The organism is Pseudomonas sp. SDO52101_S400 (genome assembly GCF_054071635.1).
Genome location: NZ_JBSVWF010000042.1, coordinates 39,913 through 56,153 on the forward strand (window position 1 = coordinate 39,913; position 16,241 = coordinate 56,153).

The following is a 16,241-nucleotide window of genomic DNA, read 5'->3' on the forward strand; positions in this document are numbered from 1 at the left end:
ACCTCTCTAGTTTTTTGAAGGCCACCTTTGGGTGGCCTTTTTTTATGCCTGTTTTCAGGACGCCACCACCACCCGGTTCCGCCCACCTTCCTTGGCCTGATACAGCGCCTTGTCCGCTGCAAACAACAGCTGCTCCAGACTGATTTCGCTGGACGCTGTCCAGGTACTGATACCGATGCTCACCGTCATCGGCACTTCATCTCCGTCCAGGCGCGGCAACTGTTCTACCGCCGCCCGTACATGCTCGGCAATCTGTTGCGCGCCGACACTGTCGGTTTCGGCCAGGATCACCGAGAACTCTTCACCGCCATAACGCGCCACCAGGTCTGCCGGGCGTCGCACATTGGCGGAAATTACCTTGGCCAGTTCGCGCAGCGCCTGATCCCCGCCTTGATGGCCATGCCGGTCGTTGAACGCCTTGAAGTGATCGGCATCGATCATCAGCAGCGACAACGCTTTACCCGAGCGCTGGGCACGAAACCACTCGTGTCGCAGCGCCTGATCGAGCATCCGCCGGTTGGCGACGCCGGTCAGGGCATCGGTGGCCGCCAGTTGCGCCAGTTCATGTTCGGCCCGTTGCCGCAGGCGCAGCTCCCGGGCCAGCAGCCAGGTCAGCCACAACAGGCCGAGACAGAGCACACCGGTGGCACCGCTGATCAGAATTGCCGTGCGCTTCCACGCGCCGAACACTTCATCGCTTGATAGCGCAACGATTACCGTCAGCGGCAGGTTGCCGACCTGAGAATAGGTGTACAGCCGTTGCTGATGATCCATGCTCGAAATGCTATTGAAACTGCCATTGCCGCTACGGTCGCGCAGAATCCGCACCACATTGGGACGGGCGGCAAAACTCTTGCCGATCGAATCGCTTTGCAGATAGGGCTTCTGGGCCAGCAGGATGCCGTCGTTGTTGATGATGTTCAGCGTGCTGTCGACGCCGATGTCGAGGCTGTTGAACAACTGGTCGAAGTAATCGAGCTTCATCGAAGCGACCGCCACGCCCAGGAACTCGCCAGTGTCCGAAGAGATGCGTCGGCTGAAACTGATGCGCCACTGGTTGGCGTCGTCGCAGTCGCAACGTGGTTTGAACGGCCGGCTGATGAACATGCCGGTGTCGCGTTTGAAAGCGTGGGCAAGGAAGTAGTCGCGGTCGGCGAAATTGCCCGGCAGCGGGTCGATCCGCGAGGAGTCGGCGATGACCTCGCCATGCTTGTCGAGCAGCAGAATGTCGCCCTTGAAACGCGCCGTCGTCGAGCGGTCGAACAGCGCCAGGTGGCGTATCTGCGGTGACACGCTTTTCAGGTCCTCACGCTGGGCGGCGGCGATCAGACCTTGCAGGGTCAGGTCGTACAGTTCGACGGTACGCAGTACATCGGCATCGATCAGTTGGGCGATGGTGGTGGCGCTGCGTGTCGCCGATTCCTGAGCGTTGGCGTGCTCACGAATCAGCAGAAAAGTAACAATGCACACAATCGCGATGACGCTCAGCAGACTGCCGAAGATCAGCAGCAGCTCGGGACGTCCGGTCTTGCCCGCAGCGGGTGGGGTACGGCTCGCGATCATGGTGGGTTATCGGTGATGGATACTTCTAAGAGTAGGCCTGTGGATAACAATGTGGGAGCGAGCCTGCTCGCGATAGCGGTGAATCAGTCAGCATTCCTGTTACTGACACTCCGTTATCGCGAGCAGGCTCGCTCCCACAGTGTAAGTGACCTGCCTGCTCAGGCAGGCCACCCTCAGCTTAGCGCCGATCTTAGAAGACGTTGATCGGGTAGTCGATGATCACGCGGTATTCATCTGTGTCGGTGTCCAGCGCGCCGTAACCGTTGCCGCCACGGTTGGTAGCCCATTGCAGGCGTACCGCCAGGTCTTTGGCCTGACCGCTCTGCACCACGTATTTGAGATCGATGTCGCGTTCCCAGTGTTTGGCGTTGCGGCCTTCGGCGCTGTACCACGAGGCGTAGCCTTTGCTGTCCGGGTCGACCTTGGTCAGGTCCAGCGTGCCGCGCGAGTAAGACACCGCCGAAGTCAGGCCCGGCAGGCCCAGACCTGCGAAGTCGTAGGCGTACTTGAGTTTCCACGAGCGTTCGTTCGGGCCGTTGAAGTCCGAGTACTGCTGGGAGTTGTCGAGGTAAACGCTGTCACCCTGGCTGATGTAATCGAACGGCGTGTTGCCGTTGACCCGCTGATACGCGGCGGTGACGCTGTGGCTGCCGATGCCGACGGTGAAATGCAGGCTGTAGGTGTTGTTGTCGATGTTGCCCAGCAACGCGTCGCCGGTGTCCTGCGTGTGATAGAAGTGCAGGCCCGGATTAAGGGTCACCAGGTTGTTCAGCGCCCAAGTGTAGTCGAGGTCGTAGTAGTACTGGTTCCAGATGTCCTTGAGTTCGGCAGCGTACAGATTACTGGTCAAACCTTCGACACCGCTCCAGGCCACGCCGGCCCAGTTCAAATGCTGGCTGTTATCGCCGTCGGCGAGGGTGCCATAAGAGGTGCCGATACGCTTGTGGCCGCTCTGGTTATACGGCTTGGTGAAACTGGCCTGGCCGCCTTCGATCATCCAACCGTCGAAGCTGTGGTTGGTCAGGCTGACGCCGCGGAAGGTCTGCGGCAGCATGCGGCTTTCACCGCCGGCGATCACCGGGTTGGTGAGGAACAGGTCACCGGCCTTCAGTTCGGTATCGAATGCGCGCATTTTCAAAGTGCCGCCCGCCGTGGAGAACGAGCCCGGCGCCTTTCCGTTGCCGTCGCTGACCGGCAAGATGCTGGAGTTGTCCGTACCGCCACCGCCATCAAGTTTCAGACCGAGCATTGCGTGGGCATCGATGCCGAATCCGACTGTGCCTTCGGTGTAGCCCGACTGGAATTTGCCGAGGAAACCCTGGCCCCACTCGATGTTGTCGTCCGCCTGCTGCATGCGGTTGCGATTCATGTAGTAGTTGCGGGCGTTGAGGTTGAGGCTCGAGCCTTCGACGAAGCCTTCTTTCTCGGGTTCGGCGGCGTGGGCGGCGGGGGCAATCGTTGCGGCAATTGCAATGAACAGCGGGGTGAAGCGGACTGGGTAACGCACTTGCGGTAAAGCTCCTTGGGTCAACTGACACTTCATTGTTTTGAGGTGCGGGATGTTTCTAATTGTAAGAGACGAAGCAGACCGCTTGCACACCACAACGAAAAAAGGCCGCTGAAAGTCAGCGGCCTGGAAGGACGACGGTTGAACGGGAAGAGCCAAACAACCGCGTCGAGGGAAACGTTGCGCGGTGCGTGACTCAGCTGTCTTTCTCGGATGCCTGAGCCTGGGAAGTTGCAGCCTGAGGGGCTTGCGTGGCGTCTTGGGCCTTGGCCATCACGTCTGCCTGATACTGCTCGAATGCCTGGGCGCGAGCGGCGTTTTGCGCTACGAACGACTGCGATTCTTCAGCCATCGCCATCGGCGACAGGATCAATGAGGACAAAACGAAAGCGCTGGCAATACCCATACTGTTGGACATCTTGAAAACCTTCTTGCTTGGCAAGTGCTGTTTGGTGCGGGCAAAGATAAGGTTGCCGGGCGTTGGGAAACAGCGTGATTTTCATAAATGACTGTTGCGTGTTAGGTAAAAGTCGGGATTTGCGTTGTATCTAAGGGCCTACCCCCTCACCCCAGCCCTCTCCCCCCAAGGGGGCGAGGGGGAAAGGGAGCAGATTGGGGGCTTTTCAAAGCCTGAGATCGGCTCGGTAGTTCAGGTCGATGTAACTCGAAACGACAACTCGGTCAGTCCCCTCTCCCCCCGGGAGAGGGTTAGGGTGAGGGGCTTTCAGACCGGAAGATGAATACCAAAAGTGTTCATCCCCCGATCACTGCGCACGAACACATCACCACCATGCATGAGCGCAATCGCCTTGACGATCGCCAACCCCAACCCATGGTTATTTCCACTGTTACTGCGCGACGCATCCACCCGATAAAACCGCTCGAACAATCGAGGCAAATGCTCGCTGGCAATCGGCGCGCCGGGGTTGGCCACGCCGATACTGACCTGATGTTCCTCGACCGTGATCTGCACGTCGATCACCTGTCCCGGCGCGGTGTGCTGCACCGCATTGCTCAGCAGATTGATCAACGCCCGGCGCAGATGGGCGATCTCGATCTGTACCTGCGCGTCGCCGCTCACCCGAACCTGTACCTGTGCATCCTCGAGGATGAAGTCGAGGTATTCGAGGGTAGTCGCCACTTCATCGGCAAGTGATGTCGAGGTCAGTTTGGTGGCCTTGCTGCCCTGATCGGCACTGGCCAGAAACAGCATGTCGTTGATGATCGAGCGCAGGCGCTCCAGCTCTTCGAGATTGGATTGCAGCACTTCGAAATAATGTTCGGCAGAGCGCCCGCGAGTGAGGGCAACCTGAGTCTGGCCGATCAGGTTGGTCAACGGCGAGCGCAGTTCATGGGCCACGTCGGCGTTGAACGATTCCAGCCGCGAGTAGGCTTGTTCAACCCGTTCCAGCGTCGAGTTGAACGAGTCGACGAACTGTTCCAGCTCCGGCGGCAATGGCGACAGACGCAGGCGTCCGGCCCGCAGCGGCGGGGCCAGGCGCTGGGCTTCGTGGGACAGTTTGATCAGCGGTTGGAGGCCGATTCGCGCCACCCAGTAACCCAAAGCCGAGGCCAGCAGCACGCCGATCACCGCCAGACTGACAAGTGCGATCAGCAGCTGATGCTGGGTCTGGTGAAAGGTCTCGGTGTCGATGCCGATCATGAAGCGCAGCGGCGGGCGCTGATCCTTGGCCGGGAGTTCGGTCAGCAGCACTTTCAGCGGATAGGGATGGTCGGGCAGTTGCAGGTCGCGCATGCCCAGCGGGCCTTGGGCAAACCCACGGATCAAGGTATCCGGCTCGCCGAATTCATACTCAGGATTGCCGCTCACCACCCAAAAGTGGATGCGCTTGTCTTCTTCGCCGAGCAGCTTGAGCTTGGCATTGATCTTCACCCAATGCTCGGGCGTACCGTAACGATTGAGCGCTGATTCAAGCACGCTATAACGCGCATCGAGTTCCGCTTCCGGCAGCAGGCCCAGGCCTTTGTCCACTTGTTGATACAGCGCGCCGCCGATCAACAGGAACACCAGCAGCGCCACCAGTGTGAACATGCCGCTCAAGCGCAGGGCGATGGAGTTACTGGACACCACGGCTCTCCAGCACATAACCCATGCCACGGATGGTGTGCAGCAGTTTCTCGTCGAACGGCCCGTCAAGCTTGGCCCGCAGACGCTTGATCGCGACTTCGACGACGTTGGCGTCGCTGTCGAAATTGATGTCCCAGACCATCTCGGCAATCGCGGTTTTCGACAGGATTTCGCCCTGACGCCGGGCCAGCACGCTGAGCAGCGAAAACTCCTTCGCGGTCAGGTCCAGTCGGGTGCCGGCGCGGGTGGCCTTGCGACTGATCAGATCGATCCACAGGTCGGCGATGCTCACCTGCACCGGTTCATGGCCGCCGCTGCGGCGGGTCAGCGCTTGCAGGCGCGCCACCAGTTCGAGGAAGGAAAACGGTTTGCCGAGGTAATCGTCGGCGCCGTCGCGCAAACCACGGATCCGGTCTTCGACCCGCTCGCGGGCGGTTAGCATGATCACTGGCGTCTGCTTGCGTGCACGCAAGGCTCGCAGCACACCGAAGCCGTCGAGACCCGGCAGCATCACGTCGAGGACGATCACCGCGTAGTCACTTTCCAGCGCCAGGTGCAGGCCCTCGATGCCGTCGCGGGCCAGATCCACGGTGTAACCCTGCTCCGTCAAGCCTCGGTGCAGGTAGTCCGCGGTTTTCTCTTCGTCTTCGATAATCAGAACGCGCATGACCCGCCTCAGTCTGTCGTTGCCAGCGCCGCGACGGGCGATGGTTTGGGCTTGTGGAACAGCCGCTCAAGCCACAAGTATATGACCGGTGTGGTGAACAGCGTCAGCATCTGGCTGACCAGCAAGCCGCCCACGACCGCGATCCCCAGCGGCTGGCGCAGTTCGGCACCGGTGCCGTAACCGAGCATCAGCGGCAGGGCGCCGAGCAGGGCGGCGAGGGTGGTCATGATGATCGGCCTGAACCGCGTGATACACGCTTCGAAAATGGCGTCCTGCGGCGATAGCCCGCGATTGCGTTGCGCTTCGAGGGCGAAGTCGATCATCAGGATGCCGTTCTTCTTCACGATACCGATCAGCAACACCAGCCCGATCAGCGCCATGATCGAAAAGTCCTGGCCGCAGATCCACAGCATGATCACCGCGCCCAGGCCTGCTGCCGGCAAGGTCGAGATGATCGTCAGCGGATGGACGAAGCTTTCATAAAGCACTCCGAGAATGATGTACACCGCTACCAGCGCCGCCAGAATCAGCCACGGCTGGCTGGCCAGGGAACTCTGGAATGCCTGCGCCGCCCCCTGGAAGTTGCCGCTGATCGCGGTCGGCATGCCGATCTCGGCCTTGGCCTGATTGAGCAGGATTACCGCGTCACCCAACGCCACGCCGGGCGCCAGGTTGAACGACAGGTTGGCGGCCGGGAACATGCCGTCGTGGGCAATCGACAGAGGGCCGATGGTCGGTGCGTCGAACCGGGCCAGCGCCGACAGCGGCACCATTTCCCCGCTCAACGGTGAGCGCAGGTAGAAATAGTTGAGGCTTTCGGCCTTGCCGCGCTGCGCGGTGTCTAGTTCCAGAATCACGTTGTACTGGTTGACCTGGGTCTGGAACTCGTTGATCTGCCGTTGCCCGAACGCGTCGTACAGCGCCTCGTCGACATCGCTGGCGGTCAGGCCGAAGCGCGCGGCGGCACTGCGGTCGATGCTGATGTGAGTGATGCTGCCGCCCAGTTGCAGGTCGTTGGAAATGTCGCGGAACGCCGGGTTGCTGCGCAGTTTTTCGGTCAGTTTCTGGGTCCAGGTGGCGAGTGTCGGCCCGTCATTGCTCTTGAGCACATATTGATACTGCGCTCGGCTCGGGCCGGAGCTGAGGTTGATGTCCTGGCCGGCGCGCAGGTAAAGCACGATACCGGGGACTTTCATCAGTTGCGGACGGATGCGGTCGATGAACTGGCTGGCCGAGACGTCGCGATCACCGCGTTTTTTCAGGGCAATCCAGAAGCGGCCGTTGGCGATGGTCTGGTTGCTGCCGGACACACCCACAGAATGTGAAAACGCCTGGACGGCCGGGTCGGCGGCGACGATTTCGGCCATCGCCAGGTGTTTTTTCACCATGTCGCTGTAGGAGATGTCCGCAGCGGCTTCGGTGGTGCCGAGGACGAAACCGGTGTCCTGCACCGGGAAGAACCCTTTGGGGATAAAGATGTAACCGCCGATAGCCATCGCGACCGAGATACCGAATACGCCGATCATCAGTTTCTGGTGGGCGAGTGCGCGGCGCAGGCCTTTTTCGTACCAGCCGAGCAGGCGCTCGCTGAACCCCGGTTTGTCATGGGCATGATGCACTGGTTTGCGCATGAACAGCGCGGCGAGCGTCGGCGCCAGAGTCAGCGACACCACCACGGAAATCATGATGGTCGAGGTGGCCGTCAGGGCGAACTCCTTGAACAAGCGCCCGACCACACCGCCCATGAACAGCAGCGGAATGAACGCCGCCACCAGCGAGAAACTGATCGAGACCACGGTGAAACCGATCTCGCCAGCGCCCTTGACCGCCGCTTCGCGCATGCTGTCGCCGGCTTCCAGGTGGCGGTGAATGTTTTCCACCACCACGATCGCATCGTCGACCACGAATCCGACCGCCACCACGATGGCAACGAGGGTCAGGTTGTTCAGGCTGAAACCGAGCAAGTACATCAAGGCGAAACTGGCGGTCAGCGACACACCGAGCACCGCCGATACAATCATCGTCGCCGACAACTGGCGCAGGAACAGCGCCATCACCGCCACCACCAGCAGAATCGCGATCAGCAGGGTGATTTCCACTTCATGCAGGGAGGCGCGAATGGTCTGGGTGCGGTCGATCAACACCTTGACCTGCACCGAGGCCGGCAGCATGGCTTCGAGGCCGGGCAGGGCGGCTTGAATGCGGTCCACGGTCTCGACGATGTTGGCCCCCGGCTGGCGGGAGATCACCAGGTTCACCCCCGGTTGATCGCCGGCCCAGGCTTGCACGTAGGCATCTTCCGAACCGTTGACGACTTTGGCGACATCTTTCAGGTGAACCGGGGCGCCATCCTTGTAGGAAACGATGAGCTGGCTGTATTCCTCAGGGTGGAACAACTGGTCATTGGTCGACAGCGTGGAAATGCTCGATTCGCCGTACAGCGCACCTTTGGCAAGGTTGAGGCTGGTCTGCTGGATCGCCAGACGAATGTCGGCGAGGGTCAGGCCGATAGCCGCCAGTTTGTCCGCCGAGGCCTGTACGCGAATAGCCGGACGTTGCTGACCGGTGATGTTGATCTGGCCTACGCCATCGATCTGACTGATCTGACGGGCCAGCAGGGTTTCCACCAGGTCACTGAGTTCAGTGCCGGGCATTTGCGTGGAGCTGACGCTGAGGATCAACACCGGGCTGTCGGCCGGGTTGACCTTCTTCCAGGTCGGCAGGGTCGGCATGTCTTTCGGCAGTTTGCCGGCGGCGGTGTTGATCGCGGCCTGCACTTCCTGGGCGGCGGTGTCGATGCTCTTGTCGAGGGTGAATTGCAGGGTCAGCAGGCTGGAGCCCAAAGCGCTGCTGGAGGTCATCTGGGTCATGCCGGGGATGGCGCTGAATTGCACCTCCAGCGGCGTGGCCACGGAGGATGCCATGGTGTCGGGGCTGGCGCCGGGCAGTTGTGCGGAGACCTGGATCGTCGGAAATTCTGCTTCCGGCAATGGGGCAATCGGCAGACGCGGGAAGGCAATCACTCCGACCAGCACCAGCGCGATGGTCAGCAGAATCGTCGCCACCGGATGGTCGATGCACCAGGTCGAAACGCCTTTGTGCTGCTTCATGGCTTGGGCTCCGCTTGCACCACCTGCGGTGGTTCGCTCATGACCTGCACAGTCGAACCTGGTTTGAGTCGCGACTGGCCATCACTGACCAATACGTCGCCGGGTTTCACGCCTTTGATGATGTCCTGGCCGCTGCCCTGGTAAACCATTTGCACCTGCACGGCTTCAACCTTGTCGCCGTTGACCCGGTACACGAAGTGTTGATCCAGACCCCGTTGTACGACGGTGGGCGGGACAACCAGCGCATCTTTATCCAGCGCCGTCTGAATCTTTACCGTCACCAGCAGGCCGGGCCAGAGCTTCTGGTTGGGGTTATCGAATTCGGCCTTGGCGCGGATGGTGCCGGTGTTGGTGTTGATCTGATTGTCGATCAGGGTCAGGTGACCTTCGCCGAGCAGGTTGCTGGTTTCACCGTCGGTGTCGGCGCCGATGTAGGCCTTGACCTGCGCGCGCTGCGGGTCGTTGATCAGGCCCTGCAGGGTCGGCAGCATTTGCTGGGGCAGGGAAAACTCGACGGCGATCGGGTCGATCTGGGTCACGGTGAACAGACCCTGAGTGTCGGTCATGCGCAGGAAGTTGCCTTCGTCGACCGTGCGAATCCCGACGCGACCGGTGACCGGGGAGCGAATCTGGGTGTAGGAAAGCTGTACCTGTGCCGCGTCGATCGAGGCTTGATTGCCCTGGGCGGTGGCCTTGAGCTGGTTGACCAGGGCCTGTTGCTGGTCGTAGGTCTGCTTCGATACGCCGTCGTCGACGCTGAGCAGTTTGTAGCGCTTGAGGTTGACCAGCGCCACTTGCAGTTGCGCCTGGCTTTCGCCCAGTTGCGCCCGGGCCTGGTCGAGGCTGGCGCGGATTGAGCGGTCGTCGATGGTGGCGAGCAGGTCGCCCTGTTTGACCAATTGACCCTCTTTGACCAGGAGTTTGGTGAGGATGCCGTCGATCTGTGGGCGTACCACCACGCTGTGGAGTGAGAGCACCGAGCCGATGCCGCTGGTGTAGCGGGGGACGTCTTTTTCGCTGACGGCGACGACCCTGACCGGGATGGCGGTGGGGGCGGCGAGTTTGGCCGGAGCGGGTTTGTATGCGTACCACAGGCCGGCGGCTGCGAGGGCGATCAGCAGGGTGGTGAGCAGGGCCTTTTTCTTCTGGATTTGCATGCTTGTGGGGCGCCAGGGGGACGGGGTTTGGGCAGGTTGGTTCTTTATAAACTTGTTTGGGGGTCAGGAGGGTGACGGCTAGCTGTCGGCGCTGTCAGTTTCGGCTTTTGGCTTGGCGGCCTTTGGGCCGACCATGCTCTTGGGGTTATGGGTGTATATCCGTTTTTTCGGGTGTTGCGGTTGGCGGTTTCGCCCTTACGGCGAGTCCCTTTTTCAAACGCCAAAAAGGAACCAAAAGGCTTGGCCCCGGCGTTCGGCGCCTCGCTGTGGCTCGGCGTTCCTTCGTTCCGGGATTCATCCGGGGGCATCGCCTCCGGTTTGCTTCGCTGCACCTCCTCTCGATGTGTTTGGCTTCGCCAAACGGCGCTACGCGCCCACCCCCGGATAAATCCCTCCACTCAGCCTTCCGATGGGGCCGGTACGTCAAGAGCGGTACTCGAGCTAACGCTCATTGTTTTGAGTGGTGAAGAGCGGGGTGGTGGTGGTGGTGGTGGTGGTGGTGGTGGTGGTGGTGGTGGTGGTGGTGGTGGTTTCTCAGCAATGCGGTTTTGAAAGTGTGATTCACCTTTCATATTTGTCTTGGCGATCTTTGGATTTCCTTCTTTCCCGGTTCCTGCCATCTACGCTCCTAAAGATCCGCCCCCACCAGCGGATACACGTTGTACAGCCCTGACACCATTGGGGTGGGTCTTTCGGGAGTGTCTTTGCCATGAAGTTGAATATTGCTATATCGGCTGGGCTTGTTTGGCTTCCGCTTTGTGTCTTTGCCGCGCCGCAGACGAGTTCAGGTGAGATCCGGTTCAGTGGGCGGATTGTCGATTCCGGTTGTGAGGTGGGGCGTGTCGGGGCTTTGGGTTCGAAGGAGTCGCGACACGTTGAGGTCAAGCCTGGCGTGACACTTGATGTCGATACCTATCGCAATGCATGCAGCCATGAGGCGTTGCCGTTGTCGTTGTCTTATGAGGCGCTGAAGACTTCGAGCGACAAGGGCATTGTCACCATCAGTTATCTGTAGGCCGTTCGGCGTGCGGTGCAAATCTTCAGGTACCGATGCAGGGCGCGCAGGTATACTGCGCGCCTTCGCGGCTCACTGTTCGGGCCCGACTTTTTGCTTTGCGGAGCTTTTATGACTTCCCCGACCCAACCGCCAGTTGATGACGCTATCAGCGACGTCACGGCCGAGCATGCTGAAACCAGCGACACCAAAGCCAAGATCCCGGCCTTCAAGTTTCCGTTCAAGCCAGGTGACCTGGCGGCTGCCAAAGCGGCCAAGCAGCCGCAGTTCAAAGGCAAGGACGGTGACCGTCATGCCAAGATCCCGGGCGCGGCACCGTCGGGCACGCGTCGTTCGATGGGCAAGCGCTGATTCAATCCCTCCTCGGCCATCGCTGCGATTTTCGATCACAGTGATGGCTAAGTGCTCAGTTCCTGAGCCAGATCAACGTTTGACCAGTTAGTGCGCTTAGAGTCAGCAGCCCTGCCGACTCTTTCCAATAAAACGAGCGCGCTTTCCATGAAGATCAATCTCCCGGTGACCGGACGCAATGTCGATGTTGCGCCGGATGCGAACATTCTCTCGACCACCGATCTGACCAGCGCGATCACCTACGCCAACGACGATTTCATCAAGATCAGCGGTTACAGCCGCGACGAGCTGCTGGGCACGCCGCATAACCTGTTGCGTCATCCGGACATGCCGGCGCAGGCGTTTGCCCATATGTGGCAGACGCTCAAGCGCGGGCGGTCGTGGATGGGGCTGGTGAAGAATCGTTGCAAGAACGGTGATCACTACTGGGTCAGTGCCTATGTCACGCCGGTCACGCAGAACGGTGCGGCGGTGGAGTTTCAGTCGGTGCGTACGCGGCCGGATGCGCGGCAGATCGCTGCGGCGGAGCGGGCGTATGCGCAGTTGCGCGAGGGGCGGGTGGCGCGGTGGCATAGGCTGCCGGTGTTGGGTTTGCGAGCGCGGATCATGGCGTTGACCAGTTCGGTGCTGGCGGTGGTGCTGGGGATTGAAGCCTGGTTGCGGCCGGAGTCCATGGGCATAGAAGCGGCTGCGCTGGTGGCCGGAAGTGGTGCGTGTGCCTTGGGCGTGGGCTGGTTATTGCGGCCACTGGAGCGTCTGACCGAGCGGGCGAGGGGGATTGCCGACAACCCGTTGAGCCAGGGGATTTATACCGGGCGGCGGGATCAGTTCGGGCAGATCGAGTTCGCCTTGCAGATGCTTGAAGCCCAGGTCGGCGCGGTGGTCGGGCGGATCGGCGATGCGTCGCAGCGGCTGGCCGGGCACGCAGCGCAACTGGTCGATCATTTGCACAGCAGTCATACCAGTACGCTGGCGCAGCAGGCGGAAACCGATCAGGTGGCGGCGGCGATTCATCAGATGGCTGCCAGTGTCGCCGAGGTCGCCAGCCATGCGCAGCAGGCGTCGGTGGCGGCTGATATGGCGGGGACGGAAACCCGTGAGGGGCATCTGCTGGTCGGCGAGAGTCGCAGCGCGGTCTTGCGACTGGCCGAAGAGTTGGGCAGGGCGACCGAGGTGATTCATCAGCTCGAAGGTCACAGCAGCGAGATTTCCGGAGTGCTGGAGGTGATTCGCAGCATCGCCGAGCAGACCAATCTGCTGGCGCTCAACGCCGCAATCGAAGCGGCGCGGGCGGGGGATGCCGGGCGCGGGTTTGCGGTGGTGGCCGATGAGGTGCGGGGGTTGGCCCAGCGCACTCAGCAGTCGACCAACGAGATTCAGCGGATGATCAGCACCCTGCAAAATGGCGCACGGGATGCGGTGCTGGTGATGCAGCAGAGCAGCGAGCATGTGGATAACAGTGTTGAACAGGCCCAGCGCGCGGCCCGGGCCTTGGACGGGATCAGTGGCCGGGTCGAGCAGATCACCGAGATGAGTCTGCAGATTGCTGCCGCAGTCGAAGAGCAAAGCGCGGTGAGCGAGGACATCAACCGCAACATCGTCAGTATTCGTACGGCGTGTGAATTGACGGTGGATGAAGGCCGCCAGAGCCAGCTCAACTCACAGGACGTGGCGGGGCTGGCGGGGGATTTGCGCTCGCTGGCGCGGGAGTTCTGGGCGCGGCGGCAGGGATCCTAGGCCGCGCGCAGGGAAATGAACGCGTAAGTCTGCGGCGGCTCGGTGACCACTTGTGCACCCGCCGCCAGCACTTGCCCGGCGACATCATCACCGGACAGATGAAACTGCCATTCACTGGACACTTCGCTCAATGGTTGCGCTGTCACCTGATCAATCACCGAAGCAAAAACACTCATATCCGGCAGGTAGGCAGTGAACCCGTCGCCCTTGAGCGCCGTGGTGCGGATGCCGAGCAGTCCGCAAATTGCATCCTTGGTCCGGATGTCGTCGCGATCCGCCTGACGGGAGCGCTGGATCAGCGTCACCAGTTCCTGATCCACCAGTTCTCCACCGACAATCAGCTCCGGCCCTTGGTCCCACGATTCCGGCGGGCAATCCTTGGCGGCAGGGTTCAGCGCAATGTGCGGATTGATTTCGGCGGGATAGATACGGCACACCAGCGGCCGGCGCTCGTAGATGCGGCACAGCTTGTCTTCGTCAAGATTCCGGCAGGGCCCGACGTTGTAGGCGGCGAAGGTGATCGCCACATGGGCGTCGGAGTTTCCGCTGCGCACTAACGCCGAGCGGCGCTGCGCGTGTTCGCGCTGTTGCACCGGCAGGCCCAGGCCGTTGGCGAGAAACGCCTCCACCAGCACGATCACCTGACCGCCGTCGGCTGCCCACATGCGGGCTTCGGCCAGCGTCAGGGGCACGTGGTGATCGGTGCAGCATTTGCCGCAACCTACGCAGGAAAACTTCGTATTCATTGAACGGGCAATCTTCAATCAGGGTGTGAAGCGGCGACGTAAAGCCGCCACGCAGGACTGGGTTGAAGCAAGTTGTGCGCCATTCAATCAGGGCTTGGTGGTCGGGCGGATCGAGTCCCATTCGGTGACAAACGCGGTTTTCGACTTTTTGTTGTACAGACACAGCTCGGTGCCTTGCTGGCCCTTCATGTGTTTTTGCGGGTACTGGCCTTGCAGCAACAGGGCGGTGTAGCCGACGCGGTCATCGAATTGCGCGGCGTTACCGACCGGTTTGGCGTCTTTCAGGCCGCTGGCCTTGGTGCAACTGGCGAGCACGGCTTTGTCATAGGCGGCCCAGGCGTCGGGGCTGGAGGCGTGGGCCAACGGGGCGATGAGGCAAAGTACGGAGAGGGCGAGGCGTTTCATGGTTCGGGCATCCTTGGGTTCAGTCCAGGATTGGAGTATGCCTGAGCGGGGAAAGTTGTCTTGAGGCCGTCATCGCGGGCAAGCCCGCTCCCACAGGGATTGATGGCGTATACAGATTTTGCAAACACCCGGAAACCTGTGGGAGCTGGCTTGCCAGCGATGGCGGTCTGTCAGTCCGGCACCAACTCCCGGCGGACCACATGCATTCCAGACCTTTCATACAAACTCTGCGCCCGATGGTTGTCTTCCAGCACCTTCAGATCGACAAACCCTTCGCGCCGATCCTGAAACGCCTTGAAGGCATGAAGCAGCAATGCCCGACCCAATCCACGACCTTGAGCGCGTGGATGTACCACCAGATTCTTGATGTAGGAACTGGTCCAGCATTGCGCCACACCGATGACGCCTTCGGCATCGCTGGCGATGAAGCACAGTGCCGGATCGTATTCCGGATCGTTTTCAAACTGCTGTTGCCAGACGTCCAGCGCCAGCACCCGGCCGCCACCTTCGCGGTAACCGATTTGCATCAGTTCATGCACAGCAGCGGCTTGTTCGGCGCTGTAAGTAGTGAGTTCGATGCCGTTCGGCCATTCGATGGCCGGCACGTCCTGGTTCAGGTCGCGCCGCATCAGAAAACAGAACGTCTCGCTCAAGACTCAGTGTCCGTGGGCGGCGACGTGTTTGGCCGCTTCGATCAGGCAGTGGGTCAGTTCTGGCGAGGAGAACTTGGTCAGCACCCCGTTCGCCCCGGCGAGCCGGGCCTTTTCGCTGTTCATCGCGCTGTCCAGCGAGGTGTGCAACAGCACGTAAAGGTGAGCGAAGTCCGGCGTCTCACGCAGGGTCCGGGTGAAGGCGTAGCCGTCCATCTCGGACATTTCGATGTCGGAGACGATCAGGTTGATTTGCTGCGCCGTGCCTTGCAGGTCCAGCAGGCAGTCGATGGCTTCCTTGGCGCTGCGGGCGGTGTGGCATTGCAGGCCGAGGTTGCGCAGGGTGTGCACCGATTGCTGGAGCGCCACCTGACTGTCGTCGACCACCAGAATCCGCGCGTTGCCCAGCACTTCGGCGTCTTCCATGCTCAGGTCGGTAGGAGCCATCTCGATCTGTGCCGGGGCGATGCTATGGATGACCTTTTCGATGTCCAGCACCTGCACCAGTGTGCCGTCGACCGAGGTCACGCCGGTGATGTAGGCACGCGAACCACCGGAGCCGAACGGAGGCGGTTTGATGTCGGTGGTCAGGCAATGCACGATCTTGCTCACCGCCTGCACGTGCAGACCCTGTTTCGAGCGGCTGACGTCGGTGACGATCAGGCAGCCGCCGTTCGGGTCTTCCAGCGGCCGCTCGCCGATGGCACGGCTCAGGTCGATCACCGACAGCGAAGCGCCGCGCAGGGTGGCGATGCCTTTGACGTGCGGGTGCGACTCCGGCAGCTTGGTCAGCGGCGGGCAGGGGATGATTTCACTGACTTTCAGCAGGTTGATCGCCATCAGCTTGCCGCTGCGCAAGGTAAACAGCAGAAGCGAAAGTGAATCTGCGCGGGCTTTGTTGGAAGACATAAAAACCTTCTGTGGAAAAAGGTGATGGGCGAGAGTGGAAATCGCCAGAAACTATTGATGCCGGGTTATCGGCGTCAAAAGGTTGGGCTTTAGGTTAGTTGTCGGGTGGCGTTGAGATCCAGAGCCCCTCACCCCAGCCCTCTCCCGGAGGGAGAGGGAGCCGACCGAGGTGTCTGGCGTTGTACATCGACCTGAATGACCGAGTCGATTATGGATTCAGTAAAGATCGTTCACGTCGGCGGATTTCTGCAATATCCCCCAATCAGTCCCCTCTCCCTCAGGGTGTATGTACCGGGGACATGGTGGACAGGTGTTCGGGGACATGGTGGACACTT

The 16,241-nt window shown here is 60.9% G+C and carries 14 protein-coding genes and 1 pseudogene; 4 read left to right on the forward strand and 11 right to left on the reverse strand.

What is annotated here, in order from left to right:
- Window positions 1-54: 54 nt before the first annotated feature.
- The 7 genes from ACW9HX_RS20305 to ACW9HX_RS20335 all read right to left on the reverse strand — a co-directional run bounded on the left by ACW9HX_RS20305 (window position 55) and on the right by ACW9HX_RS20335 (window position 10,093).
- Complete coding sequence (locus ACW9HX_RS20305) at window positions 55-1,563, reverse strand: sensor domain-containing diguanylate cyclase (protein ID WP_457381971.1); 1,509 nt, start codon at window positions 1,561-1,563, stop codon at window positions 55-57.
- A 190-nt stretch (window positions 1,564-1,753) separates the two neighbouring features.
- On the reverse strand, window positions 1,754-3,070 hold the full coding sequence (locus ACW9HX_RS20310) for an OprD family porin (protein WP_457381972.1): 1,317 nt from the start codon (window positions 3,068-3,070) through the stop codon (window positions 1,754-1,756).
- Window positions 3,071-3,266: 196 nt separating this feature from the next.
- Window positions 3,267-3,488, reverse strand: coding sequence for a hypothetical protein (locus ACW9HX_RS20315; RefSeq protein ID WP_457381973.1), 222 nt, complete (start codon window positions 3,486-3,488; stop codon window positions 3,267-3,269).
- A 306-nt stretch (window positions 3,489-3,794) separates the two neighbouring features.
- Complete coding sequence (locus ACW9HX_RS20320) at window positions 3,795-5,159, reverse strand: heavy metal sensor histidine kinase (RefSeq protein ID WP_457381974.1); 1,365 nt, start codon at window positions 5,157-5,159, stop codon at window positions 3,795-3,797.
- Entirely contained in the window at window positions 5,149-5,826 is a 678-nt protein-coding gene (locus ACW9HX_RS20325) for a heavy metal response regulator transcription factor (protein ID WP_053123617.1), read from the reverse strand. The genes ACW9HX_RS20320 and ACW9HX_RS20325 overlap by 11 nt, the downstream gene beginning before the upstream one ends.
- An 8-nt stretch (window positions 5,827-5,834) precedes the next feature.
- Window positions 5,835-8,936, reverse strand: a complete 3,102-nt coding sequence (locus tag ACW9HX_RS20330) for a multidrug efflux RND transporter permease subunit (RefSeq protein ID WP_457381975.1) — start codon at window positions 8,934-8,936, stop codon at window positions 5,835-5,837.
- On the reverse strand, window positions 8,933-10,093 hold the full coding sequence (locus tag ACW9HX_RS20335; protein WP_457381976.1) for an efflux RND transporter periplasmic adaptor subunit: 1,161 nt from the start codon (window positions 10,091-10,093) through the stop codon (window positions 8,933-8,935). The genes ACW9HX_RS20330 and ACW9HX_RS20335 overlap by 4 nt, the downstream gene beginning before the upstream one ends.
- Before the next feature lie 709 nt (window positions 10,094-10,802).
- Between ACW9HX_RS20335 and ACW9HX_RS20340 the strand changes: the two genes are divergently transcribed.
- The 4 genes and pseudogenes from ACW9HX_RS20340 to ACW9HX_RS20355 all read left to right on the forward strand — a co-directional run bounded on the left by ACW9HX_RS20340 (window position 10,803) and on the right by ACW9HX_RS20355 (window position 13,196).
- On the forward strand, window positions 10,803-11,108 hold the full coding sequence (locus ACW9HX_RS20340; protein WP_457381977.1) for a type 1 fimbrial protein: 306 nt from the start codon (window positions 10,803-10,805) through the stop codon (window positions 11,106-11,108).
- Window positions 11,109-11,219: 111 nt separating this feature from the next.
- A complete protein-coding gene (locus ACW9HX_RS20345; RefSeq protein ID WP_236193404.1) occupies window positions 11,220-11,459 on the forward strand; it encodes a hypothetical protein in 240 nt (79 codons plus the stop codon).
- 147 nt (window positions 11,460-11,606) lie between these two features.
- A pseudogene (locus ACW9HX_RS20350) lies at window positions 11,607-11,888 on the forward strand (PAS domain-containing protein); the annotation flags it as partial.
- A 243-nt stretch (window positions 11,889-12,131) separates the two neighbouring features.
- Window positions 12,132-13,196: a methyl-accepting chemotaxis protein gene (locus ACW9HX_RS20355; protein ID WP_457381982.1), complete on the forward strand. Its 1,065-nt coding sequence runs from the start codon at window positions 12,132-12,134 to the stop codon at window positions 13,194-13,196.
- Here the strand turns inward: ACW9HX_RS20355 and ACW9HX_RS20360 are convergent.
- From ACW9HX_RS20360 to ACW9HX_RS20375, 4 genes are all read right to left on the reverse strand, one after another.
- Entirely contained in the window at window positions 13,193-13,942 is a 750-nt protein-coding gene (locus ACW9HX_RS20360; protein ID WP_457381978.1) for a YkgJ family cysteine cluster protein, read from the reverse strand. The genes ACW9HX_RS20355 and ACW9HX_RS20360 overlap by 4 nt on opposite strands.
- Window positions 13,943-14,029: 87 nt before the next feature.
- Window positions 14,030-14,347 carry a hypothetical protein gene (locus ACW9HX_RS20365; RefSeq protein WP_457381979.1) on the reverse strand — a complete coding sequence of 106 codons (318 nt, stop codon included), beginning with the start codon at window positions 14,345-14,347 and terminating at the stop codon, window positions 14,030-14,032.
- A 170-nt stretch (window positions 14,348-14,517) separates the two neighbouring features.
- Complete coding sequence (locus ACW9HX_RS20370) at window positions 14,518-14,976, reverse strand: GNAT family N-acetyltransferase (protein ID WP_457381983.1); 459 nt, start codon at window positions 14,974-14,976, stop codon at window positions 14,518-14,520.
- A gap of 27 nt (window positions 14,977-15,003) precedes the next feature.
- A complete protein-coding gene (locus tag ACW9HX_RS20375) occupies window positions 15,004-15,906 on the reverse strand; it encodes a chemotaxis protein CheV (protein WP_096822815.1) in 903 nt (300 codons plus the stop codon).
- Window positions 15,907-16,241: the final 335 nt, after the last annotated feature.

Coding starts and splice junctions, on each gene's coding strand:
- ACW9HX_RS20305 (WP_457381971.1), bottom strand. CDS start 1,563: ATGATCGCGAGCCGTACCCCACCCGCTGCGGGCAAGACCGGACGTCCC.
- ACW9HX_RS20315 (WP_457381973.1), bottom strand. CDS start 3,488: ATGTCCAACAGTATGGGTATTGCCAGCGCTTTCGTTTTGTCCTCATTG.
- ACW9HX_RS20325 (WP_053123617.1), bottom strand. CDS start 5,826: ATGCGCGTTCTGATTATCGAAGACGAAGAGAAAACCGCGGACTACCTG.
- ACW9HX_RS20330 (WP_457381975.1), bottom strand. CDS start 8,936: ATGAAGCAGCACAAAGGCGTTTCGACCTGGTGCATCGACCATCCGGTG.
- ACW9HX_RS20335 (WP_457381976.1), bottom strand. CDS start 10,093: ATGCAAATCCAGAAGAAAAAGGCCCTGCTCACCACCCTGCTGATCGCC.
- ACW9HX_RS20340 (WP_457381977.1), top strand. CDS start 10,803: ATGAAGTTGAATATTGCTATATCGGCTGGGCTTGTTTGGCTTCCGCTT.
- ACW9HX_RS20345 (WP_236193404.1), top strand. CDS start 11,220: ATGACTTCCCCGACCCAACCGCCAGTTGATGACGCTATCAGCGACGTC.
- ACW9HX_RS20355 (WP_457381982.1), top strand. CDS start 12,132: ATGGGCATAGAAGCGGCTGCGCTGGTGGCCGGAAGTGGTGCGTGTGCC.
- ACW9HX_RS20360 (WP_457381978.1), bottom strand. CDS start 13,942: ATGAATACGAAGTTTTCCTGCGTAGGTTGCGGCAAATGCTGCACCGAT.
- ACW9HX_RS20365 (WP_457381979.1), bottom strand. CDS start 14,347: ATGAAACGCCTCGCCCTCTCCGTACTTTGCCTCATCGCCCCGTTGGCC.
- ACW9HX_RS20370 (WP_457381983.1), bottom strand. CDS start 14,976: ATGCGGCGCGACCTGAACCAGGACGTGCCGGCCATCGAATGGCCGAAC.
- ACW9HX_RS20375 (WP_096822815.1), bottom strand. CDS start 15,906: ATGTCTTCCAACAAAGCCCGCGCAGATTCACTTTCGCTTCTGCTGTTT.